Annotated in this window: 22 protein-coding genes and 1 pseudogene; 13 read left to right on the top strand and 10 right to left on the bottom strand. The window is 70.6% G+C overall.

Going from position 1 to position 22,461, the window contains the following annotated elements; translation table 11 throughout:
- Positions 1 to 33: 33 nt before the first annotated feature.
- Together ACKOQ4_RS01375 and ACKOQ4_RS01370 are read right to left on the bottom strand one after the other, a co-directional pair.
- On the bottom strand, positions 34 to 1,269 hold the full coding sequence (locus ACKOQ4_RS01375; RefSeq protein ID WP_526288072.1) for an acyltransferase family protein: 1,236 nt from the start codon (positions 1,267 to 1,269) through the stop codon (positions 34 to 36).
- A gap of 119 nt (positions 1,270 to 1,388) precedes the next feature.
- Complete coding sequence (locus tag ACKOQ4_RS01370) at positions 1,389 to 2,969, bottom strand: PTS transporter subunit EIIC (RefSeq protein ID WP_526288070.1); 1,581 nt, start codon at positions 2,967 to 2,969, stop codon at positions 1,389 to 1,391.
- A 130-nt stretch (positions 2,970 to 3,099) separates the two neighbouring features.
- Here ACKOQ4_RS01370 and ACKOQ4_RS01365 point away from each other — a divergent pair, with 130 nt between their 5' ends.
- From ACKOQ4_RS01365 to ACKOQ4_RS01345, 5 genes are all read left to right on the top strand, one after another.
- Positions 3,100 to 3,570 carry a PTS sugar transporter subunit IIA gene (locus ACKOQ4_RS01365; protein ID WP_526288068.1) on the top strand — a complete coding sequence of 157 codons (471 nt, stop codon included), beginning with the start codon at positions 3,100 to 3,102 and terminating at the stop codon, positions 3,568 to 3,570.
- Between the two features lie 8 nt (positions 3,571 to 3,578).
- Positions 3,579 to 4,364, top strand: coding sequence for a glucosamine-6-phosphate deaminase (nagB, locus tag ACKOQ4_RS01360; RefSeq protein ID WP_526288066.1), 786 nt, complete (start codon positions 3,579 to 3,581; stop codon positions 4,362 to 4,364).
- Positions 4,365 to 5,519 (top strand): N-acetylglucosamine-6-phosphate deacetylase, encoded by a 1,155-nt coding sequence (gene nagA, locus ACKOQ4_RS01355; protein ID WP_526288064.1) that lies wholly within the window; start codon positions 4,365 to 4,367, stop codon positions 5,517 to 5,519.
- A gap of 66 nt (positions 5,520 to 5,585) precedes the next feature.
- Positions 5,586 to 6,206, top strand: a complete 621-nt coding sequence (locus tag ACKOQ4_RS01350; protein WP_526288062.1) for a hypothetical protein — start codon at positions 5,586 to 5,588, stop codon at positions 6,204 to 6,206.
- A gap of 20 nt (positions 6,207 to 6,226) precedes the next feature.
- The gene (locus ACKOQ4_RS01345; protein ID WP_526288060.1) at positions 6,227 to 6,544 is read left to right on the top strand and encodes a hypothetical protein; all 318 of its coding nucleotides are present in this window, start codon (positions 6,227 to 6,229) and stop codon (positions 6,542 to 6,544) included.
- Here the strand turns inward: ACKOQ4_RS01345 and ACKOQ4_RS01340 are convergent.
- From ACKOQ4_RS01340 to ACKOQ4_RS01320, 5 genes and pseudogenes are all read right to left on the bottom strand, one after another.
- On the bottom strand, positions 6,541 to 8,136 hold the full coding sequence (locus ACKOQ4_RS01340) for a DUF1254 domain-containing protein (RefSeq protein ID WP_526288058.1): 1,596 nt from the start codon (positions 8,134 to 8,136) through the stop codon (positions 6,541 to 6,543). The genes ACKOQ4_RS01345 and ACKOQ4_RS01340 overlap by 4 nt on opposite strands.
- A 35-nt stretch (positions 8,137 to 8,171) precedes the next feature.
- Positions 8,172 to 9,116 (bottom strand): ornithine cyclodeaminase family protein, encoded by a 945-nt coding sequence (locus tag ACKOQ4_RS01335; RefSeq protein ID WP_526288099.1) that lies wholly within the window; start codon positions 9,114 to 9,116, stop codon positions 8,172 to 8,174.
- A gap of 45 nt (positions 9,117 to 9,161) precedes the next feature.
- Positions 9,162 to 9,560: pseudogene (locus ACKOQ4_RS01330) on the bottom strand (arsenate reductase ArsC); the annotation flags it as partial.
- Positions 9,557 to 10,639 (bottom strand): ACR3 family arsenite efflux transporter, encoded by a 1,083-nt coding sequence (gene arsB / locus ACKOQ4_RS01325; protein WP_526288056.1) that lies wholly within the window; start codon positions 10,637 to 10,639, stop codon positions 9,557 to 9,559. The gene arsB and the pseudogene ACKOQ4_RS01330, both read right to left, overlap by 4 nt.
- Entirely contained in the window at positions 10,636 to 10,920 is a 285-nt protein-coding gene (locus tag ACKOQ4_RS01320) for an ArsR/SmtB family transcription factor (RefSeq protein ID WP_526288054.1), read from the bottom strand. The genes arsB and ACKOQ4_RS01320 overlap by 4 nt, the downstream gene beginning before the upstream one ends.
- Before the next feature lie 114 nt (positions 10,921 to 11,034).
- On the opposite strand from ACKOQ4_RS01320, the gene ACKOQ4_RS01315 reads away from it, so the two are divergent.
- The 5 genes from ACKOQ4_RS01315 to ACKOQ4_RS01295 all read left to right on the top strand — a co-directional run bounded on the left by ACKOQ4_RS01315 (position 11,035) and on the right by ACKOQ4_RS01295 (position 15,194).
- Positions 11,035 to 11,451: an ArsI/CadI family heavy metal resistance metalloenzyme gene (locus ACKOQ4_RS01315; RefSeq protein WP_526288052.1), complete on the top strand. Its 417-nt coding sequence runs from the start codon at positions 11,035 to 11,037 to the stop codon at positions 11,449 to 11,451.
- A 130-nt stretch (positions 11,452 to 11,581) separates the two neighbouring features.
- Positions 11,582 to 11,923, top strand: coding sequence for a hypothetical protein (locus tag ACKOQ4_RS01310; protein ID WP_526288050.1), 342 nt, complete (start codon positions 11,582 to 11,584; stop codon positions 11,921 to 11,923).
- Positions 11,924 to 11,956: 33 nt separating this feature from the next.
- Complete coding sequence (locus ACKOQ4_RS01305; protein WP_526288097.1) at positions 11,957 to 12,820, top strand: bestrophin family protein; 864 nt, start codon at positions 11,957 to 11,959, stop codon at positions 12,818 to 12,820.
- Positions 12,817 to 13,614: a bestrophin family protein gene (locus ACKOQ4_RS01300; RefSeq protein ID WP_526288048.1), complete on the top strand. Its 798-nt coding sequence runs from the start codon at positions 12,817 to 12,819 to the stop codon at positions 13,612 to 13,614. The genes ACKOQ4_RS01305 and ACKOQ4_RS01300 overlap by 4 nt, the downstream gene beginning before the upstream one ends.
- A gap of 44 nt (positions 13,615 to 13,658) precedes the next feature.
- On the top strand, positions 13,659 to 15,194 hold the full coding sequence (locus tag ACKOQ4_RS01295; protein WP_526288046.1) for a multicopper oxidase family protein: 1,536 nt from the start codon (positions 13,659 to 13,661) through the stop codon (positions 15,192 to 15,194).
- 5 nt (positions 15,195 to 15,199) lie between these two features.
- Here the strand turns inward: ACKOQ4_RS01295 and ACKOQ4_RS01290 are convergent, their stop codons facing one another.
- A complete protein-coding gene (locus ACKOQ4_RS01290; protein ID WP_526288044.1) occupies positions 15,200 to 16,666 on the bottom strand; it encodes an amino acid permease in 1,467 nt (488 codons plus the stop codon).
- 125 nt (positions 16,667 to 16,791) lie between these two features.
- Here ACKOQ4_RS01290 and ACKOQ4_RS01285 point away from each other — a divergent pair, with 125 nt between their 5' ends.
- Positions 16,792 to 18,330 carry a molybdopterin-dependent oxidoreductase gene (locus ACKOQ4_RS01285; protein WP_526288042.1) on the top strand — a complete coding sequence of 513 codons (1,539 nt, stop codon included), beginning with the start codon at positions 16,792 to 16,794 and terminating at the stop codon, positions 18,328 to 18,330.
- Positions 18,331 to 18,372: 42 nt separating this feature from the next.
- On the opposite strand, the gene ACKOQ4_RS01280 is transcribed toward ACKOQ4_RS01285, so the two are convergent.
- Together ACKOQ4_RS01280 and ACKOQ4_RS01275 are read right to left on the bottom strand one after the other, a co-directional pair.
- Positions 18,373 to 19,587 carry a sensor histidine kinase gene (locus ACKOQ4_RS01280; protein ID WP_526288040.1) on the bottom strand — a complete coding sequence of 405 codons (1,215 nt, stop codon included), beginning with the start codon at positions 19,585 to 19,587 and terminating at the stop codon, positions 18,373 to 18,375.
- An 8-nt stretch (positions 19,588 to 19,595) separates the two neighbouring features.
- Positions 19,596 to 20,249 (bottom strand): response regulator transcription factor, encoded by a 654-nt coding sequence (locus ACKOQ4_RS01275; RefSeq protein ID WP_526288038.1) that lies wholly within the window; start codon positions 20,247 to 20,249, stop codon positions 19,596 to 19,598.
- Positions 20,250 to 20,307: 58 nt separating this feature from the next.
- Here ACKOQ4_RS01275 and ACKOQ4_RS01270 point away from each other — a divergent pair, with 58 nt between their 5' ends.
- Together ACKOQ4_RS01270 and ACKOQ4_RS01265 are read left to right on the top strand one after the other, a co-directional pair.
- Complete coding sequence (locus ACKOQ4_RS01270; RefSeq protein ID WP_526288036.1) at positions 20,308 to 21,279, top strand: YeeE/YedE thiosulfate transporter family protein; 972 nt, start codon at positions 20,308 to 20,310, stop codon at positions 21,277 to 21,279.
- A gap of 93 nt (positions 21,280 to 21,372) precedes the next feature.
- The coding region (locus ACKOQ4_RS01265) for an MFS transporter (RefSeq protein WP_526288034.1) at positions 21,373 to 22,461 on the top strand (1,089 nt) is incomplete at its 3' end.

Here is a 22,461-nt window from a genome sequence, read left to right as displayed (position 1 = left end):
CACCTCACAATTCCGGGCAAGCCTAAACCGCGATCACCCCGCACGGGCGGAGGCGGCCATCGGACGCTCCTCCCGCGCGCCGCCCACGGCCTGCAGACGGCCGCCGGTCCCGGGGCACGGGGCGGTGCTCAGCTCGCCGCTGTCCACCATCGCGCGCATCCACCGGCGCGCCGGCTCCTCGACACGGTGGTAGAGCAGCACGGCCGCCGCGATCGCCACGGCCACCAGGCCGACCACCACGATCTTGGCCGTCGACTTCGGCAAAACAATGTCGTACTGGGCCACCGCCCAGTTCCACATCGTGTGCACGGGCTCGTGAATCATGTAGAGGCTGAACGAAATCTGGCCGCCGTAGACCATCGGCCGGCTCGACAGCAGGGCCGGCAGCGTTCCTGCGCCGATCGACAGCGCCACCACCAGCGGCAGGAACAGCACCGCCATCACCGCGCCGGAGTCGACCATGCCCGAGATCGGGTGCGCCTCGTAGTGGTACAGCCCGCCGCCGATGGCCGCCACCAGCAGCACCGAGACGTACCCGGCGGCGCGCCGGCCGGCGTCGGTGGGCCGCAGCCGCCGCACCGCCGCGCACGCCAGGGCGCCGGCGGCGAACTGGGCGACGATGCGCGGCAGCCAGCTCCACGGCGTGTAGAGCACACCGCTGCCCAGCAGCAGGATGGTCGGCGGCAGCGCGGCACAGAACGCCAGGCCCAGCAGCGTCCGCGCCCGCGATACCCGCGCGATGCGGAAGACCAGCAGGATCAGCGCGCCGAACAGCAGGTAGGCCAGCCATTCCGCGCTGATCGACCAGGCCGGCCCGTCCCAGCTGGTCTCGTCGAAGTACGGCGCGAACCACAGCTGGACCATGGCCAGCTGGCGCAGGTAGCTGATCGCGGTGAGACGCTCGGCATCCGGCGAGGGCACGTCGCCTACGTGCAACGTGACGATGATCCACAGCGCGGCCAGGTGCATGGTCACCAGGTAGACCGGCCACACCCGCGAGAGCCGCAGCCACAGGAAGTGACCGGTCGCGCGTATCGAGAAGGCCGGTCCCATCCGGTCCAGATAGTTCCACGTCAGGACGAAACCGCTGAGGATGAAGAACAGATCCACGCCCTGCGCACCCGAATCGAGCAGCGGCCCGAGGTCGTCCTTGAGCCGCGGGGATGCCTCCCACAGCAGCGGCCGGTAGTGGAACAGCACCACCCACATCGCCGCGACGATGCGCAGACCGGTCAGCGCCTTGATCTCTCCGGTTCGCACGACGCTCATTCTGCGGCCCGATCAGGGGCGGTTGAGTTCCGACACGGCGGCTTGCCATGCCGGAGGTCGCCGACACCAGCGTCGGGGAGGCATCCCGTGCCGCCGGTGTCGAGCGGCCGGCGGGAGAGTCAGAGCGCGTCGAGGATCTCGTTCTTCAGCGCCTCGGCCTGCGTGCCGAACACCGCCTGCACGCTGTTGCCGACCTCGATGACCCCGGCCGCGCCCAGCGCCTTGAGCCGGGCCTGGTCGACCTTGGTCTTGTCGGCGACGTCCATGCGCAGCCGGGTGATGCAGGCGTCGACGTTGACCAGGTTCTCCCGGCCGCCGAACGCGGCGATCAGCTGCTCGGCCTTGCTGTCGACGGCCGGCCTGACCGGCGCGGTCGCGACTGCCGCACCGGCGCCGGCGGATATCGCGGTGGCGGCGTCGGCGCCCTCGCTGAGGTTGGCCTGCTCCTCGGCCTCGAACTCGCCCTCCGGCTCGCGGCCCGGGGTGCGCATATTCCACTTGGTGATGGCGAATCGGAACAGCAGGTAGTAGACGACGAAGAACACCAGACCCATGACGATCAGCAGTGGGACGTTCCTGGCCGCGGGAGCGGTGCCGTAGAGCAACAGGTCCATCAGGCCGGCGGAGAACGAGAAGCCCAGGTGGATGTCCAGGACGTAGGCGATCGCCAGCGACAGCCCGGTCAGGATCGCGTGGATGACGTAGAGCGGGAACGCCACGAACATGAAGGAGAACTCCAGCGGCTCGGTGACCCCGGTGAGGAACGCGGTCAGGCCGGCCGCCGACAGGATGCCGAAGGCCACCTTCTTCTGCCGGGCGTTGGCCACCTGGATCATGGCCAGCGCAGCGCCCGGCAGGCCGAACATCAGAATCGGGTAGAAACCTGAGGTCAGGTGCCCGCCGGTGGGGTCGCCGGCGGTGAACCGCGGCAGCTCACCGGTGACAACCGTACCGTCGGACTTGGTGAAGCTGCCGTAGAGGAACCAGATGTAGGAGTTCAGAATGTGGTGCAGGCCAACGGGAATCAGCATCCGGTTGGCGAAACCGTAGGTGAAGGCGCCCAACGCCCCCGCGCCGCCGATGAACTTCCCGAGGCCGGTCAGGCCCGCGTTGAAAACCGGATAGAAGTAGCTCATCGCGAAGGCCACCACCAGAACGGTCAGCGAGACGACGATGGGCACGAAGCGGCGGCCGCCGAAGAAGCCGAGGTACGGCGGCAACGTGATGGTGTGGTAGCGGTCGAACAGCCACGCGGTGATCAGGCCCACCACGATTCCGCCCAGCACGCTGTAGTTGATCTGAGCCTGTTTACCGGCCTTGTCGAGCACGCCGTCGAGGACGAAGGGCGACATGGTCTTGAAGACGGCCTGCATGACCAGGTAGCCGACGACCGCTGACAGCGCGGTGGATCCGTCGGCCTTGCGGGCGAAGCCGATCGCCACACCGACGGCGAACAGCAGGGCCAGATTGTCGAACAGCGCGCCGCCGGCCGCGCTCATCGCCTGGAAGAACGGCCCGATCACCGGCGCCTTGATCCGGCCCAGCAGATCGTCCTGTCCGAGGCGCAGCAGGATGCCGGCCGCCGGCAGCACCGCGATGGGCAGCATGAGGCTCTTGCCGAGCCGCTGCAGCTGGGCGAAGCCGGGGATGTTCAACCCTGACTTACCCTGTGCGCCTGCGGCTTTCGTTGCTTCACTCATGGGACCCGGCCCTTCCTCGATGACAGCTCAGCGGAAGCTTAGACGCACACCCGACCGCGGAGGCGGTTTTGACCTCGCGCGGCCGGTCCGATCCCTATCCTTCATCACAGACCAGAACTAAGGAGTCATCGTGAGCAGCACCCCGGTTTTCGCGCCCGTGGAGGGCCGCGCACTGGCCCTCGCCGACGTCCCCGACCCCGTCTTCTCCGGCGGCATGGTCGGCTACGGGGCCGCCGTCGACCCGCCGCGCGAGGTGATCTACGCGGTGGCGCCGGTCGGCGGCAAGATCCTCAAACTGCTGCCGCACGCCTACGTGATCCTGACCCCGGAAGGCGTCGGCGTGCTGGTGCACCTGGGCCTGGACACCGTCACGCTCAACGGCGAGGGGTTCACCGCGCATGCGGCCCAGGGCGACACCGTGGAGGCCGGCCAGCCGGTGATCACCTACGACGTGCCGGCGATCGTCGCGGCCGGCCTGAGCCCGGTGGTCCCGGTGGTGGTGATGGACGAACGCGATCCGGCGAATATCGTGGTGGCCGATGCCGTCGGTGCCGGCGCCGGAATCGACTGCTGCGCACATCTTTTCACGGCGAACAAGTAGGTGCCGGCGTGGAGGTCGTGATCTGCAGGGACTCCGCCGAGATCGGCCGCATCGGCGCCGACGCCATCGAGGACCTGCTGCGCCGCAAGCCCGACGCGGTGCTGGGGCTGGCCACCGGATCCTCGCCGCTGTCGATCTACGACGAGTTGGTCGCCCGCTACGAGGCGGGGCGGATCTCCTTCTCCCGGGCCCGCGGCTTCACCCTCGACGAGTACGTCGGACTTCCCGCCGACCACCCGGAGAACTACCGCAACTTCATCGACCGGGTGTTCGTCTCCCGGGTGGACTTCCCGGCCGGTGCGGTCCAGGGGCCTGACGGGCTGGCGGCCGACGTCCCGGCGGCCTGCGCCGCCTACGACCGGGCCATCCGGGACGCCGGCGGGGTGGACCTGCAGATCCTCGGGATCGGCACCGACGGCCACATCGGGTTCAACGAGCCCGGCTCGTCGCTGGCCTCCCGGACCCGGATCAAGACGCTGACCAGGCAGACCCGGATGGACAACGCCCGGTTCTTCGACGACGACCTCGACGCCGTGCCGACCCACTGCGTCACCCAGGGGCTGGGCACCATCTCCGAGGCCCGCCACGTCGTCCTGGTGGCCACCGGCCGGGCCAAGGCCGAGGCGGTGCACCAGCTGACCGAGGGCGCGGTCAGCGCCATGTGGCCGGCGACCGTCCTGCAGCACCATCCGCATGCCACCGTGCTGCTCGACGACGCCGCCGCGCGCCGGCTGCAGCTGGCCGACTACTACCGGGAGACCTACGCGTCCAAGCCCGACTGGCAGGGCATCTAGGTGCTGCTGACCGCGGCGACGGTGCTCACCGGCGCGGAGCTGCTGCGGCCGGGCTGGATCGAGGTGGCCGACGGCCGCATCGGCGCGGTCGGCGCCGGGGTGCCGGGCCGGCCGGCGGACCGCGACCTGGGTGCGGCGACGGTGGTGCCGGGTTTCGTCGACACCCACGTGCACGGCGGCGGGGGCGGCAGCTTCTCGGTCGCGGCGCAGACCCCTACCGCCGTCCGGCTGCACCGCCGGCACGGCACCACCACCCTGGTGGCCTCACTGGTGACCGAGGCGCCGGCGGATCTGCTGGCGCAGGTTCGGGAACTGGCCGCGCAGGTGCGCGACGGCCTGATCGCCGGGATCCACCTCGAGGGCCCGTGGCTGTCGGAGAAGCGCTGCGGCGCGCACGATCCGATGCTGCTGCGCGACCCGGAACCCGCTGAGCTGCAGGCGGTTTTCGACGCCGGCGCCGGCACCATCCGAATGGTCACCCTGGCGCCGGAACGCGCCGGCGGCATCGAGGCGATCCGCCGCGTCGTCGGGCAGGGTGCGGTGGCCGCGGTCGGGCACACCGAGGCCGGCTACGAACAGACCCGGTCCGCCATCGACGCCGGCGCGACTGTCGGCACCCACCTGTTCAACGCCATGCGCCCGATCCACCATCGCGAACCAGGACCCGTGATCGCACTGCTGGAGGACCCGCGCGTCACCGTCGAGGTGATCGCCGACGGGGTCCATGTCGACGGGGCGCTGTACCGCCACGTGACCCGCACCGTCGGGCCCGACCGGCTGGCGCTGGTGACCGACGCGATGTCGGCGGCCGGGATGCCCGACGGCGCCTACCGGATCGGGCCGCTGGACGTCGCCGTCGAGCACGGGGTGGCCCATCTGGTCGGCACCGACACCATCGCCGGCAGCACCGCGACGATGGACGCCCTGTTCCGGTTCGCCGTGGCCCACGGTGTCGCCGGCGGCTTGCCGCGTGACGAGGCGCTGGGCCTGGCGGTGCGCCAGTCCTCGGTCAACCCCGCCCGCGCCCTGGGACTGCCCGAGGTGACCCTGCGCGCCGGCGCCGCGGCCGACCTGGTGGTCCTCGACGGCGAACTGTCGGTGTCGGCGGTCATGCGCCGCGGCGAGTGGATCGGCGAATCAGTCTCAGACGCCTAACGATCCGGTCTTGGCTCGGCATCGTCGCTCGCGCGCACACGCCCGGCTGTGTTCTGGTGGAAGGTGATGAGATCTTCGACCTTGCGCAGAGCGTTTCTGGCCGCCGCCGCGCCCGCATTGATCGCGGTGGGGGTGCCCCTCGCGCTCGCCGCGCCCACCGCGGCGCCGCCGTCCGACACCGCGGGCTACCTTGACTCGACGGCGCGCTGCAGCGCGCCGGACGTCGCGGCGATCTTCGGCAGCACACAGAGTTCGAGGGTGGCGATCTGCAAGACCGCCGCCGGCGCCTACGAGTACCGCGGGGTGCGGATAAGTGACGGCGCCACGCTTGTCGCCGCGGCGACGCAGACCACCGGCAACACCTTCACGGTCAGGAACGACGGCGTGGTGTACACCGTCACGCCGACGGCTCTGAGCGTGACCGCCAACGGCGACACCTTCCGGACCGAGACCTGGAGCGACTACCACAGCCAGCTGCCGGTGGCCCCGGCGTCCTCGACGACGGCTTCTGGCACCGCGAAGTCGAGCGCCTCGGCGGCGGGTTCGGCGGCGGGCACCGCACCGGCGGCCACTCCGGGACTGACGACGCCGACGGCGCCCAAACCGGCCGCCGCTCCCACCTCGGAGGTGCCCCTGCCGCCGCCGATGGCGGCCGAGGTGGGCGGCAGCACGTCCTCCTCCGGCTAGCGACCCGCCCCCGCCAGCCGATGGCAGCCGACGGGCACCTGACTCTGGTCGACGCCGCGACCGCGTCGACACTGTCCCAGGTGCTTCCGCTGCTGTTGCTGACCCTGACCGTCGAAATGCGCCGCCATGAGCTGCATCTGGCGTTCCCGCGCGTCCGGCTGACCATGTTCTTCCTGGTGTTCGGGCTGATCGAGACGGTGCTGGTGCTGTCGATCGACGGCTCGGTCTACCCCTTCCAGTGGTTCGACGCATGCTCGGCGCTGATCATCTTCGGCGTGATGGTCATCCTGCTGCGGCTCTCGCTGTCGGAGCCGGGCGTCGCGGACGACGTCGTCTAGGGGCGCCGCGTGATGGGCGGCGCCGTCCAGGCGCCGTCCAGGACCGGTTGCCCGGGGGAGTACATCCGCAGGTAGGCGCTGAACCGGCCGATCCACGGGACCTTCAGCCAGTTGGCTCCGGGGTCGCCCGGGTCGCGCGGGGAGAACACGATGTCGACCGACCCGTCCGGGCGCCGCGCCAACTCCGCGGGGCGACTGCTGCTGACGCTGTGGCGATTCTCGGCGTTGGGCACCAGCCGGCCGGCCGCGTCGTAGACGGTGACCGACCAGAACGCGTCCACCGGGGGCTCCTCGCCCGGGCCGAAATGCAGCACATAGGGCAGTACCGCGCCGCCGCGCAGTGCCAGCAGGTTCCTGCTGAGCAGGCCCGCCGAGTACACGGCTTCCTCGGGAGTGTTGGCCAACAGGCCGACCTCCGCGACACCGGCCCGAAGCAGGTAGTCCGTGCCGTAGTCCCCGATCGCCGGATTCGGGGTGGCCCAGCCCCGGTGCAGCAGAGCCGCGGTGTACTGGTTGACAGCGGTCAGCAGCGGCAGCAGCGCCGCGGCGGCGCGGGTCGCCAGGTCGACGGCGACCATGGAGACCAATCCCAGGTCCGCGTCGGCGACCCGCAGTCCCGGGCCGACACCGATACGCGCCATCGACTCCACACGCGCCTCGTCGACGGCCGGTGGCGGGTTGAGTTCCATTGCGGCACTGATGGAGTCGAGATAGCGGATGCCCGGCCTCGGGATCGGGACGACCGGATCGACGGTGCCGCCGGTCGGGTCCAGGGTGTACTGCTTCATCAGTTCGATCGCCGACTGCTGATCGGGCTCGTCACCGGCCAGGGTGCGGCCCAGCATCATCATGCTGCTGTAGGGCACGAGCACGGTCTGGGCGCCGGGGATGTCCGCCTGCTGCCCCCCGGCCCAGGTGATGGCGTAGGAACCTGGGCCGGATCCGGTTGTGCGCGAACCGATGTAGCCGGAGACATTGGTGTAGGGATCGGTCAGCTGGAAGCTGAAGTAGCGGCTGCCCATGTCCGGGATGGAGAGCACGACCGGGCCCCGGCTGAGGTCGAGTTCGGCCAGCGAGTAGAACGTGTCGACATTGGGCCGCTTCCGGTCTCCGATGGCCTTCCAGACCGGGTCGACGTCGGGGTTGGCGAAGCTGGTCAACGAGTACAGCGTGTTGAGTGTCGCCACGGTCTGGCGCACTCGCTGGTACTCCATCAGCGGGAAGCCGTAGATGTAGGCCTGGGCGGCCAGCACGGCGGACCGCACGGGCCCGGGGGGCCGGGTCGCGGCGGGGGCGGCCGGCCGGGCAGCGCGCGCCGGCACCGGAGCGTCCACGGATTCGGTGGCTGCGCCCGGCGGCCGGCGATGTGATGCCGCCGGTCGGCCGGCGGCGGGCCTGACGGCGCGGCGAGGCTGCGCGGCCCGCTCCCCGCGAGCCGGGCCCGCCGGGCGGGCGGTCGCAGTCCGGGCCGAACTCCGTTCGTCGCCGCGGTCCGTGCCGTCGTCGGCCGAGGCCACCCCGGGCCCGGCGATCAGCGCCGCGGCGACACCGGCCGCCAGTGCCCCGGCGCGGACCCATCCGCCGGCACTCATCAGGGGAACTCCATTAATCAGGGGAACTCCATTAGTCAGGGAAACTCGATGTAGCGGCCGGCGCCGGCGGCGGTGGCGCGGTCGAGCACCAGCGCGCCCAGCGCGACGTCGTCCATGGCGATTCCCATGTTGAGGAACATCCGCCTGCCCGCGGTCGGCACGTCGACCTCGCCCGACACCACCGCCGCCAGATGGGTTTCGGGTCTCGGCAGGCCGAAGAAGTAGAGCTCGTCGGCGACGGAGGTGTACTGGCCGATGTCGTCGACGCAGTAGATGACGGCGTCGCGGAACGCCTCGGGCGCCATGGCGTCGTCGTAGTCCACCGGCAGCAGCAGCGCATCGGGGTCGGTGTTGGCGCAGTCGAGCTTGGGGTCCAGCGGAACCGTGATGGTGGTGATGACCAGATCCGCGCCGGCGACCGCGTCGGTCGGAGAGTCGGCGAGTCGGGTCACCCGATCGCCGGCCTTCTCGTCGAACATCTCCTGTGCGCGGCCGGCATTGCGGTCGTAGGCGGTGATGTGGGTTATTCCGGGGTGTTCCTCCAGCGCCACCTCGAGGTGGCGATGTCCCTGCAGCCCGCAGCCGACGATCGCCAGGTGCTTGAAGTCACCGGGCACGTGGCGCATCGTCACGCCGGACACTCCGGGGGTGCGCATCTCGGTGATCCAACCGCCGTCCATAAGCGCGACCGGCCGGCCGGTCTCGGGATCGTTCATGATCATCACGCCGTAGATGTAGGGCAGGCCCTTGGCGTTGTTCTGCTCGTAGCCGGCGACCCACTTCAGGCCGATGCGGTCCGAGCCGCCGAGGTAGGCCGGCATGGCGTGGATGAACGCGTCCTCTCGTGAGGTGACCTTGGGCTTGGGCGGGTTCTGCACCAGTCCGCGGGCCTTCTGCCGGAACGCGTCCTCGAGGACGTCGATGATCTCGGTCCAGTTCAGCCCGAGGCCGTCCAGGTCGGCGCGGTTGAGAACCAGCATCTGGTTGTCGCTCATTCCCAGCAGGTTATCGGTGCCGCGGCGCTGCGGCACCAGTTCCCCGACCAGTCGCCCGACCCGGGCCCTGATCTCGTCGCGGATGGCCCGGACGGCCTGCAGGCCCTTGCCGGCCGGATCCTCCAGCGCCCAGTCGCGGTAGCTGACCCCGGGCAGCACGGGGCAGGCGTCACCGCAGCCCATGGTGATGACGACATCGGCGGCCTCGACGGCCTCGCGGGTGAGCAGTTTCGGGGACTGGTCGCTGATGTCGACGCCCACCTCTGCCATGGCCTCGACCGCCGCCGGATTGACCCGCGAGCCGGGGTCGCTGCCCGCCGAACGCACCTCGACGGCCCCGCCCGCGAGCTGCCGCAGGAAGCCCGCCGCCATCTGCGAACGGCCGGCGTTGTGGACGCAGACGAACAGCACAGTCGGCCGGGGGGTCATGCGGCGGAATCGGTTTCGGTCGTGAATCGGCCCCGTAGCGCCAGTGCCACATAGACCAGTGCCACCAGAACCGGCACCTCGATCAGCGGGCCGACCACACCGGCCAGCGCCTGGCCGGAGAAGGCGCCGAAGGTGGCGATCGCCACCGCGATGGCGAGCTCGAAGTTGTTGCCCGCGGCGGTGAAGGCGAGTGTCGCGGTGCGGGAATAGCCCAGGCCCAGCACAGCGCCCACAGCGAACCCGACGGTCCACATGACCGCGAAATAGACCAGCAGCGGCAGCGCGATCCGCACCACGTCCCAGGGCCTGGACGTCACCTGCTGACCTTGCAGCGCGAACAGGATCACGATCGTGAACAGCAGCCCGTACAGCGCCCAGGGGCCGATCCGGGGAAGGAAGTGTGATTCGTACCAGACACGGCCCCTTGACTTTTCGCCGTACCGCCGGCTGAGGAAACCGGCCACCAGGGGGATACCGAGAAAGATCAGCACCGACTTCGCGATCTGCCACGGCGAGGCGTCGATCGCGGTCTTATTCATACCCAGCCGGCCGGGCAGCACCGACAGGTAGAACCATGCCAGTGCGGCGAAGAAACAGACCTGGATCACCGAGTTGATCGCGACCAGGACCGCGGCGGCCTCCCGATCGCCGAGCGCGAGGTCATTCCAGATGATCACCATGGCGATGCACGGCGCCAGCCCCACGATGATGATGCCGGTGCGGTACTCGGGCAGGTCGGCCAGGAAGAGCCAGGCGAGGGAGAACATCAGTGCGGGTCCGATCAGCCACACCAGACCCAGCGCGCCGAGCAGCAACCGGCGATCGGCGGTCACCGACCGCAGCCGGTCGTAGCGAACCTTGGCCAGCACCGGATACATCATCACCAGCAGGCCCAGCGCGATGGGCAGCGAGACCCCGTCGACCTGGACCGCCGACACCACGCCGCCCAGGCCGGGCACCAGACGGCCCAGCAGCAGACCGGCTGCCATGGCGATGCCGATCCACAACGGCAGGAAGCGGTCCAGCGTGGTCAGCCGGGTGACCACCACGGTGGTCCCGCGGTCAACCGTGCCCGTCACGTCGGCACTCCCGCATCCAGCAGCCGCGCCAACGAATCCAATGCCTCGGGCACGGCCGTGTAGTACACCCAGGAACCACGTCGTTCCGAAATCAACAGGCCGGCGTCGCGCAAGACCTTCAGATGGTGCGACACCGTCGGCTGCGACACCTCGACACCCGCAGAGATGTCGCAGACGCAGGCCTCCCCCCCGGCATGGCTGGCGACCGAACTCAGCAGACGCAGCCGCACCGGGTCGGACAGCGCCTTGAACTTCGCGGCCATGTCCACGGCCTCCGCCATGCCCAGCGGTTCGGCAGTCAGGGGGGCGGCCCGACAGGCGCTCGCCGATCGCTTCGACACAGGTCTATATTGACAAGTATCGAATCAGCATGCAAGCGGATCCCGGAGGTACCGATGTCCCGCATCCAACTCGCCCTCAATGTCGACGACCTCGACGCGGCGATCGCCTTCTACTCCAAGCTGTTCGGCGTGGCGCCGGCCAAGGTGAAGCCCGGTTACGCGAACTTCGCGATCGCCGATCCGCCGCTCAAACTGGTGCTGCTTGAGGGCGACGGGAGCGGTGGCACGCTCAACCACCTCGGCGTCGAGGTGGAGTCGAGCGATCAGGTCCACGCCGAGATCGCGCGGCTGACCGGCGAGGGCTTGTTCACCGAGGAGCAGATCGGCACCACGTGCTGTTTCGCCCTGCAAGACAAGGTCTGGGTCGAGGCTCCCGACGGCGAGCGCTGGGAGGTCTACACCAAACTGGCCGACTCCGAGACGTTCTTCGAGCCGCCGGCCGTCGAGGCCGGCGGCGGCTGCTGCGGGTGAGAGGCGGGTAGTCCGCCGATCGGGGGACATCCGCGTCAGCCCCGGTTCGGTCCGGCCGGTGGACCTGACGGCGTGGCGGCAGCCACCAGAGTTGACGGCATCAGCCGCACCGACTCTAAGGAGCAACCCCATGAAGATCATCACCCTCATCGCCCAGCAGGTCTCCCCCACCGCGCTGTCCACCGCGCTGCCCACCGAGGGCATCGTGTCGGTCACCGTCGGCGAGACGCAGTCGTTCGACCCCACCTCGACGACGGTGGAGTACTACCGCGGCCGCGCGCTGACCAAGTACGTCACCGCCGCCTACCGGGTCGAGATCGTCGCCGAGGACTCCGCCGTCGCCGGGGTGGTCGACGGTCTCGCCTTCGCGCGCGGCGCCGGCCTGCTCGGCGAAGCCCGGGCGTGGGTCAGCGCGGAGGCCGACGACCTCTTCGCCGCCACACCCGTCACCCGGCTCGCCGCGTCGGCCTGACCACCCGGCCGACGTGTCAGAATCCAGCGCGTGATGCGTGCGATGGACACTCCGCCGGTGTCGCGCGTCGTGGCCGCGGTGGCCTGGCGGCTTCGCTACGACCTGCTGGCCGTACTGGCGGTGGCCGCGGTGATGGCGGTGCTCGTCGACCTGCTGCCGCTGCAGAGCGCGGCACCGGTGGTGCCCCTGCTCGGGATCGTCGTGTCGATCTTCATCGGATTCCGCAACAGCAACGCCTACGCCCGGTGGTGGGAGGCCCGCACCCTGTGGGGCGGTGTGATCGGAAACGGCCGGGCCATGGGCAACGCCCTGATCGCGGTCACCGACCGGACGCCCGAATCGGACGCGGCGGCCGATCGGGTATGCCGGCGCCAGGTCCGCCAGGCCTGGCAGCTGGCCGCCGAACTCCGCGGCACACCGGCACCGCCGGAGGTGGCGGCGCTGACACCGGAGGACCCCGCCGGCGCCGGCAGCGGCGAACTGCTCGGGCGGCAGGGCGCCGACATCGGGGCGATGACGCGGGCCGGGATGACCGACGCGCAGGGCCGCACCGTGCTGGTCAACCTCAACACCGCGCAGACCAACACCTCCGGCGGCCTGGAACGCATTCGCCACCAGCCGATCCCGCGCTACTACGGCCTGTTCATCCGCGGGCTGGCCTGGTTCTTCGCGGTGCTGGTCTGCACCCGGGTGGACGGCAGCGGCCACGACAACCCGGCCGGGATCGCCGTGGGGATCGCCATCATGGCGCTGTTCGTCGTGGCCGAACGCCTCGGGTGTCTGCTCGAGGAGCCGATGAGCACGGGCGTGTTCGGCCTGCCGATGAACCGGTTCTGCTCGGACCTGACCGCCGACCTGCTGGGCCCGGACCATCCGCTGGCCCGGCTGCCGCGATGAGGGCCCCCCTGGTGGGCCAGGTGCTCCGCCGGTTCCGGTTCGACGCGCCGGCGATCCTCGCCGTCGCGGCGGTGATGGCGGTCGCCGTCGATCGCCTCGGGCTGCAGTCTGTTTCGGCGGTGGTTCCGCTGATGGGCATCGTGGTGGCGATCTTCATCGGGTTCCGCAACCGCAACGCCTACAACCGGTGGTGGGAGGCCCGCACCCTGTGGGGCGCGGTGGTCATCAACGCCCGGTCGCTGCACTACGCCCTGCTCGCCTACGAGGACGGCACACCCGAGATGGCCGCCATCACCGACCGGATGAGAAACCGCGAGGTGTGCCACGCCCGGCGACTGGCCGCCGAACTGCGCGGCAGGCCGCCCGGAGACCCCGCCGAGGCCACCGCCACCGAACTGCTCAGCCGCCAGGCCGCCGACATCGGCGAACTGAGCCGGGCCGGGCTGATCGACCGCCAGGCCCGCCGGGTCCTGGTCACCATCAACTCCGCACAGGCCAACACCGCCGCGGGCCTGGAACGCATTGTCCAGCAACCCGTTCCGCGCTTCTATGATGTTTTCACCCGCGGCCTGGCCTGGTTCTTCGCCGTGATCGTCTGCACCCGCATGGACAGCGGTGGGCACGGCAACGTGATCGGGATCGTGCTGGGAGTCCTGATCATGACGCTGGTCATCCTGGCCGAGCGGCTGGGGTGTCTGCTCGAGGAACCGATGAGCGACGACGTCTTCGGCCTGCCCCTGGACCGCTTCTGCGCACAGCTGGCCACCGACCTGTCGAGCCCGGCGCGGGCCTGACCGCGAGTACTGTTTTCACCCTCAACGGAAAGTGAGCGACTGACATGGCCGGAACCGATCCTCTGCGCCGGGAACTGAACCGGCGGACTTTTCTGGCCGGCAGCCTCGCCGTCGGCGCCGGGGCGGCCCTGGCGGCGTGCAGCAGCCATTCCAAAGGCCCCGGCTCGAACCTGACGTCGCAGCCGACCAGCGTGCCGGAGGCGCTGGCCGAGCCGATCAAAGTGGCCGAGGCCGCCCGCCCGCACACCGGGCGCACCGTCACCGCCACGCTGACCCCGCGCCCGGTCACGGTGGACCTGGGCGGGAAGGTGGTCAAGACCCTCGGCTACGCCGATTCGGTTCCCGGCCCGTTGATCCGGGCCGACATCGGCGACGAACTGCAGGTCACCCTGGTCAACAAACTGGACCATCCGACCTCGATGCACTGGCACGGCATCGCGCTGCGCAACGACATGGACGGCGCCACGCCCGCCACCGCCGATGTGCCCGTCGGCGGCACGTTCACCTACAGGTTCTCCGTCCCCGACGCCGGCACCTACTGGGCTCATCCGCACGTCGGCCTGGACCTGGACACCGGCTTGTACCTGCCACTGATCGTCGACGACCCGAAGGCCAGGGGCGACTACGACGCCGAGTGGATCGTCATGCTCGACGACTGGACCGACGGGGTCGGCCGCTCGCCGCAGCAGATCCTCGACGAACTCAAGAGCGGCGGCATGGGCGCCATGGGGTCGATGGGCGCGATGGGCGCGATGGGCGGCGACGGCGGCAGCACGCTGCTGGGCGGTGACCCGGGCGACGTGCGGTACCCGTACTACGTCGTCAACGGCCGGATCCCCGAGGCGCCCAGCACGTTCCAGGCCAAGCCGGGGCAGCGGATACGGATCCGCTTCATCAACGCCGGCTCGGACACCGCGTTCCGGGTGGCCCTGGGCGGCCACAAGATGAAAGTCACCCACACCGACGGCTTCCCCGTCGTGCCGACCGACGTCGACGCCCTGCTGATCGGAATGGGCGAGCGCTACGACGTCATCGTCACCGCCGCCGACGGGGTGTTCCCGTTGGTGGCGCTGGCCGAGGGCAAGGGCGCCCTGGCTCGGGCGGTGCTGACGACCGGGGCCGGCACCGCGCCGCCGGCGGATTTCCAGCCGCCGGAACTGACCGGAAAGATCGGCACGGTCGACCTGTTCGCGGCCCCGGAGGAGGCGCAACTGGACTTCACCAAGGCCGACACCCAGATGCAGGCCGACCTGACGGCGTCGGACACCGGCTACCAGTGGGGCGTCAACGGCCCCTACCCGGACAACCGGCCGTTCACCGTCTGGCAGGGCCAGCAGGCCACGATGAACTTCACCAACAGGACCCGGATGTGGCATCCGATGCACCTGCACGGCCACACCTTCGCGATGGTCAACCCGGACGGCAGCCTCGGAGCGCGCAAAGACACCGTGATCGTGGTGCCCAAGCAGTCGGTGAAGATCGCCATCCTGGCCGACAACCCCGGCTACTGGCCGCTGCACTGCCACAACACCTATCACGCCGAAGCCGGGATGCTGTCCACGTTCGACTATCTGAACTGAGCGGACTATCTTCGCCGGGCGAGTTCGGTGGCGAGCGCGGATCCGACGCGGCCGGCGATGCCGGACGCCGCCAGCGCGCTGACCAATCCGATTGCGCACCAGTAGATTCCGAGCAGCGGCGGAGCGGCCGGTCCGGATGAGTCCTTCACGCTGAACCACAGCACCACCAGGATCATCACCGCGCCCAGCGCGGGAAGGACGACCCCGAGGCGGCGGCCCGCGCCGGAGTGCAGCGCGCTGAACCGGGGCGCGCCGACGAACCAGACGGTGGCGACCTCCACCAGCAGGTAGCACACCATCAGGCACACCGACCCCGCGACGGCGAACAGGAAGTAGGTGTCGATCGCCGGGTTTCCGGTGTCGGCGGGCGGCCAGCCGACCAGCCCGCAGACCACGTCGACGGCCAGTGCCAGTGCCACGATCAGCCAGGTGGCCCGGCGCGGCCCGCCGGTCGCGGGGTCCAGGTGTGCCAGCGCCCGGGGCCCGAATCCGTCCCGCCCGAAGGCGAAGAGCATCCGGCCCGACGCCGCCGCGGTGGCCATGTGGCAGCCGAACGCGCCGACGGTGGTGGTGAGGATCACCAGCAGGCTGAACCACCTGCCGACGTAGGTGTTGGCGAGGTCCCCCAGCGTGTTGGCGGAGTGTTCGAAAGCATCCAGGCCGGCCCGGCCGGTGCCGAAACCGATTGTCTGCGCGAACATCACGACGATGAACAGCAGACCGGTCAGCGCCAGGCTGCCGATCAGCGCCCGGGGGATGTTGCGCTGCGGGTCGGCGGTCTCGGCCCCCATCGAGGCACAGGCCTCGAAGCCCGCCCAGCTCAGGAAGGCCGCCACCACCCCGCCGAGTACGGCGGCGACCGAGATCCCGGACGCGGAGAAGACGCTGAGGTCGACCCCGGTCGGCTTGGCTCCGCCCCGCGCGAAGATGACCGCGGCCAGCACCACCATCGCCACGATGCCGACCCCCTCGATGCCGAGCAGGATCTTGGCCAGCAACCTCGCATCCCGGCCGGTCAGCACGAACGAGATCGCCGCTGCCGCCACCACCCAGACCAGCCACGGCAGTTGGAACGGGCGCTCGGAGCCCTTGTCCAGTTCGGCCAGAAGGGAGTTGGCGAAGGCGGCGGTCAGCGCCAGTGTGGCGACCGAGAACGCCGCGTAGGCGCCCAGCATCGCGAAGCCGGCGAAGAATCCGGACCGGGGACCGATCGTGGCGCCCACCAGGGAGTAGGCCGACCCGGCGTCGTTGACGTGCCGGGTCAGCCGCACGAAGCTGTAACCGACCAGCGCCACCCCGATCAGTCCGATCACGAACACCAGCGGGATCGACTTGCCCACCATGGGAACCAGGCCCTGGCCGTTGCCGGCCATCGCCAGCGTCGGCCCGACGGTGGCCACCGACAGTGCCAGCGCGACCCACAGCGGCAGCGTCCGGCGCGGCAGCGTGCCGCCGGGTTCCGAAGATCGCATCGCACTTCCTGGTCGGGTGTCCGACGTACGTTAGCCGCTCCCCCGTCCGGCCGATGCCGGTGTCGTCACTGAAAGGGCCGATCGGGGGAACGACGCGGCGCCCGACCGCCGGTAGTTTGACTCCCATGTCCACCATCAGCGCCCGGATCGGCGCCGGCCTGGCGGCCGCGGCGGTGTCGCTCGGGGTGACCCAGTTGGCCGCGACGCTGTTCTCCCCCGCCGCCGACGCGCGCACCGCCGTGGGCGCGGCGGTGATCAACCTGACCCCGGGCCCGGCCAAGGAATGGGCGATCCAGACCTTCGGCACCTCGGACAAGACCTTCCTCACCGTCATGGTGGTGGTGGTGGTCGCGGCGCTGTGCGCCGTGGCCGCGATCTGGGAGCGGTCCCGGATTCCGCTGGGCAGCATCGTGATCGCGGCCGCCGCGGTGGCCGGCTGCCTGGCGGTGCTGGCGCAGAAGGGTGCGGGCCCGGTCGATCTGATTCCGACGGTCATCGGCGCGGTCTGCGGTATCGCGGTGATGCGACAGCTGACCCGGCCATCCCCCGGGGATGCCTCCGCCGGCGCCGAGGCCGGCATACCGGCCGGTGACGCCGATCCGAACCGGCGGCGTTCACTGCTGACCCTGGGACTGCTCGGGGCGGGCGCGCTGTCGGGCGTTGCGGGCACCGTGCTGACCCGCAAGCGCAGGTCGGTGGCCGGTGACCGCGACGCCTTCGCGCTGCCCACCCCCTCCTCGCCGGCGCCGCCGATCCCGGCCGGTGTGCAGCCGGACGCCGAGGGCCTGCCGAGCTTCATCACCGGCAACGCCGACTTCTACCGGATCGACACCTCGCTGAGCGTTCCGCAGATCTCCCGGGCGGACTGGACACTGCGGGTGCACGGCATGGTGGACCGGGAGCTCACCTACACCTTCGCCGACCTCGAGCAGTTCGAGTCGGTGGAACGTGCCGTCACCCTGACCTGCGTGTCGAACCCGGTCGGCGGTCCGCTGATCTCCAACGCCATGTGGACCGGGTACCGGTTGCGGGACATTCTGGCGCGCAGCGGGATTCACCCCGACGCCGACATGGTGCTGTCCACGTCGTACGACGGGTTCAACCTCGGCACGCCCGTCGAGGCCCTCACCGACGACCGCGACGCGCTGCTGGCGATCGGGATGAACGGTGTGCCGCTGCCGGTCGAGCACGGCTACCCGGCCCGGCTGGTGGTGCCGGGTCTGTACGGCTTCGTCTCGGCCACCAAGTGGGTGGTGGACCTGGAACTGACCCGTTTCGACCGGGCCGAGGGGTACTGGACCAAGCTGGGCTGGTCGGCCAAGGCGCCGATCAAGACCCAGTCGCGCATCGACGTGCCGCGCACCGGATCGCGGGTCGCGGCCGGGCCGGTCACCGTCGGCGGGGTGGCCTGGGCCCAGCACCGCGGCGTCAAGGCCGTCGAGGTCCGCATCGACGACGGGCCGTGGCAGCCCGCGAAGCTGGGCGCGGGCTACTCCAACGACACCTGGCGGCTGTGGACCTTCCAGTGGCAGGCCACCGCCGGTTCGCACACCGTCACCGCGCGGGCCACCGACAACACCGGCGCCGCGCAGACCGACCGGCAGGCGCCGCCCGCCCCCGACGGCGCGACCGGCTGGCCGTCGATATCGGTCGAGGTGACATAGCAAGATTTCGGTGGAGGCCGCCGCGGTCGCGGATTTCCGGTATCAGACCGGCGTGAGCTCCTCGGCCTCGAATTCGTCGGGCACGCGCACCGTCACCACCGTCCCGCCGCCGGGCCGGGAGTCGAAACTCATCGAGCCACCGATGGCCTCCACCCCGTTGACCAGAGACGCCAGCCCGATGTGGCCCTCGGTGACGCGCCGGACGATGATCTCCGGGTCGAATCCGATCCCGTCGTCGGCGACGGTCAGAACGGTTCCCCCGGGTCCGCGGTGCAGGCCGACCTCCAGCCGGGTGGCACGGGAATGCTTGTGCGCGTTGGCAAGAAGCTCGCGGGCCGCACGGTAGATCAGCGCCTGGGCCTCGGGGCGCTCCACCTCCTCGACATCGAGGTGGATCGGCGTGCCCCAGCGCTGCTCGTCGCGGCGGGCGAGTTCGCCCACCGCCGCGGTGAGGCCGACCTGGGCGAGCACCTGCGGATGCAGGGTGCTGACCGTCGTGCGCAGCGCGGAGACCGTCTCCTTCAGCGCGGCGTCGAGGCGGTCGAAACCCTCCGGGGTGGGATGCTCGCGAAGGTCGTCGAGGTCGAGGCGCGCGGCCAGCAGGTTCTGCAGCGGGCCGTCGTGCAGCTGTTCGGACAGCTCCTGCTTGCTGCGCTCGTCGGCGCGCATCGACTCGGCCACCAGCCGCTGGCGCACGTCGAGCAGCATGGCCACCCTCGCTCGCCGGCGGGCCAGGGTGAACGACAGCGCGGTGATGGCCGCGGTCAGCCACAGCAGGCAGCCCACCTGCACGTAGACCACCGCCGGGACCTTGTCGCCCATCTTCTGCTCGGTGGTGGCGTAGAACGCCCACGCCAGCAGGTAGCCGAACGACGCGCTCAGGCCCAGCGCGCCGGTGATCAGCGGGCTGTCCAGGAACACCACCGAGATCGGCAGCAGGAAGAAGATCGGGTACAGCGAGATGGTGGCCGGTCCGGAGGCGACGCACAGCGCGAACACGATCGCGACGTCGGCGAAGGTGGAGGCCCGGGCGTACCACCAGCGGCCCGGGGTGCCGAGCACGAAGATCAGCCAGGCGACCGCCGCGACGGCGTAGGCCGCGAGCAGGCCGTTGAACAGCATCTCGCTGCGGTGCTCGACGTGGGTGTGCGCAACCAGCAGCGCGATGAGCGCGATCAGCACCAGCCGCAGGAAGGACCGGATCCGCAGCGGTTCAGCGGTCAGGAAGTCCAGCACCCGGTTGCCGAGTCGCCTCACCGTCGGCCCTAGTCCAGCAGGCCCCGGCGCATCGCCTCGGCGACCGCCGCCGCGCGATCGCCCACACCGAGCTTCTCGTACAGCCGCTGCACGTGGGTCTTGACCGTCGAGGGCGCCAGGAACAACTGCTTGGCGATCATCGGGATGCTGGCGCCCTCGGCGATCATCCCGAGCACCTCGCGTTCGCGCGCGCTCAGCGTCGGGCCGCTGGGCTCGGCGCGCCGGCGGATCTCCGCGGCCAGCCCGGAGGCCAGATCCGCCGCGACGACGTCGCGTCCCCGCGCGCAGTCGAGCACCGCGTTGACGATCTCCGACCGCGAGGACTCCTTGGGCAGGTAGCCCGCCGCACCCTGCTGCAGGGCGTGATAGATGATCGCCGAGTCGTTGTTGGCCGAGACCAGCAGCACCCGGGTCGGCAGTTCGTCGCGCAGCGTGGCCGCGGCCACCTGGGCGCCGTCCATGCCGGGCATCTGAAGGTCGAGCAGGGCGACCTGCGGTCGGTGTTCCTTGATCGCGGCGAACGCCGAGGGACCGTCCTCGGCCTCGGCGACCACCTCGACCAGACCGCTGCCGGTCAGCGCACGCACCAACCCGTCCCGGAACAGCGGGTGGTCGTCGGCGACGACGACCGTCACCTTCTGGTTGTTGAAGGTCTCGCGCATGGCGTCAATCGTGGCACAGGGTTTGTCCGATGTTGTCGCGCATGCAACTATCGCTGCCGTGTCCGTGGGCCTGATCGTCACGCTGGTCCTGGTGTTCGTGCTGGGCACGGCCATCCAGCGCGGCAACACCTGCACGGTGGTGGCCGTCGACGACGTCGTCCACCGCGGCTCCTGGGACCGGTTGGTGGCCATCGTCTTCGCCTGGTTCTGGGTGGCCGGTGGGCTGACCCTGCTGTCCCTGACGACCGGTTTCACCCTCGCGGCCAAGATCGTTCCGGTCACCGTCTGGTCGGCGGTGGGCGGGGTGATCCTGGGGATCGGCGCGGTGGTCAACGGAGCCTGCACCACCGGGACCATCGCCCGCATCGGGTCGGGCGAGTACGCGTTCGGGCTGACCGTCGCCGGGTTCTTCCTCGGCTGCCTGCTGGCGCCCTACGTGGTGGGGCGGGCGGCCGTCACCCACTCCGCGACCCCGGCCACCGTCACGTCGCTGAGCTTCCCGGTGCCGGCACTGCTCGGACTCACCGTGGTGGCGGCGTTGACCGCGCGCCGGCTGATCTGGGGCCCGCACGAGAGTTTCCGGGCATTCCTGCGGCACGCCTGGGATCCGCGGACGGCGGTGCTGATCGTGGCGGTGATGTTCATCGCGGCGGTGCAGATCTACGGGCCCTGGGCCTACACCGACACCCTCGGCAGCATCGCCCACGGCGACACCACACGGATCCTCCCGCACCTCGCGCTGTTCGCCTCGCTTCTCATCGGGGCGGTCGTGGCGGGGCGGTCCCAGGTCGGCACCCGGCAGATCGGGCCGCTGGCGCCGAGGGTGATCCGCTGCACCATCGGGGGGGCGGTGATGGGCGTCGGCTCCGCCGTCGCCCCGGGTGCGTTCGACGGTTTCACGCTGCTCGGCCAGCCGCTGCTGCTCCCCTACGCGTGGGCGGTGATGGCTGCCTGTTACCTCTCGGTCCTGCTCGGGGTGGGCTACCTGCGCTCCGGCCTGGGGAACTGGATCAAGACCCGGCGCGGCTGAGGCGGTTCCCCCGATCGGGGGAACGCGGTTTCCCCCCGTGCGGGGGCCGACAGGCCCACAGTCCCGGAGGCCGGCGGGGCGGATCCTTGAACCATGAACACAGCCATCGCCTACCTCACCCGCGCCACGGCCCGGCCCGCCGCCGAGTCCCGCCGCGACTTCCTGGTGCCGACGCTGTGCGTGGTCGTGATGACCGTCGCGGTGCGGCAGACCGCCGTCGTCCCGGTGCTCGACGTGATCGCCCGCCAGCTCAACGCCTCGGCGCTCTCGGTCAGCTGGGCGGTCACCGCCAACCTGCTCGCCGCGGCGGCCGGCACCCCGCTGATCGGGCGGATGGCCGACCTGCGCAACAAGAAGACGGTGCTGATCACCGTGCTGGCCCTGGTCGCGGCGGGTTCGCTGCTGGCTGCGGTGACCGCGTGGCTGCCGCTGCTGATCGTCGGCCGGGTGCTGCAGGGCCTGGCGTTCTCGCTGTACCCGGTCGCGGTGTCGATCCTGCGCGACGAGGTGCCGGCCCGGAAGCTGGTCCGGTCGATCGCGGTGATCTCGGCGATGCTCGGCCTGGGCGGCGGCCTGGGCCTGGTGGTGACCGGGCTGCTGATGACCGACGACGGCGCCCCCTATCAGCGGGTGTTCTGGCTGTGCGCGATCGTCACCGCGGCGGTGATCGTGCCCGCCGCGATCGTGCTGCCCAGCCGGCCGCGCCGGGTGGTCGCCTCCCTCGACTGGATCGGCGCGGCGGGCCTGGCCGTCGGGTTGTCGGCGGTGCTGCTGGCCGTCACCCAGGGCCGCACCTGGGGCTGGCTGTCCCCGGCGACGCTGGCCGCCGCCGCGATCGGCGCCGCCGTGCTGGCCGGCTGGTGGTCGCACAGCCGGCGTGCCGCCCAGCCGCTGGTGTCCACGGCGATGCTGAGCCGCCGGCCGATCCTGCTGGTCAACTCCGCGACCCTGCTGGTGGGCATGGCGCTGTACTTCTCCTTCCTCGGCCTGACCGACTTCGTCAAGGCCCCGACCGCCGACGGCTTCGGGTTCGGCGCCTCGGTGCTGGACACCAGCCTGGAGTTCCTGCTGCCCGGCGCGCTGGCCGCGGCGGTGACCGCACTGGCCAGCGGCCGGTTCATCGAGCGGTTCGGGGCGCGCAACGTGGTGATCGCGGGCGCGACGGCCGGCCTGATCGGTTTC

The organism is Mycobacterium sp. (assembly GCF_046095365.1).
In the GTDB taxonomy this organism is placed as follows: Bacteria; Actinomycetota; Actinomycetes; order Mycobacteriales; family Mycobacteriaceae; genus Mycobacterium.
Note: the sequence above shows the minus strand (reverse complement) of the source record. Positions and strands in the feature narration are given on the sequence as shown.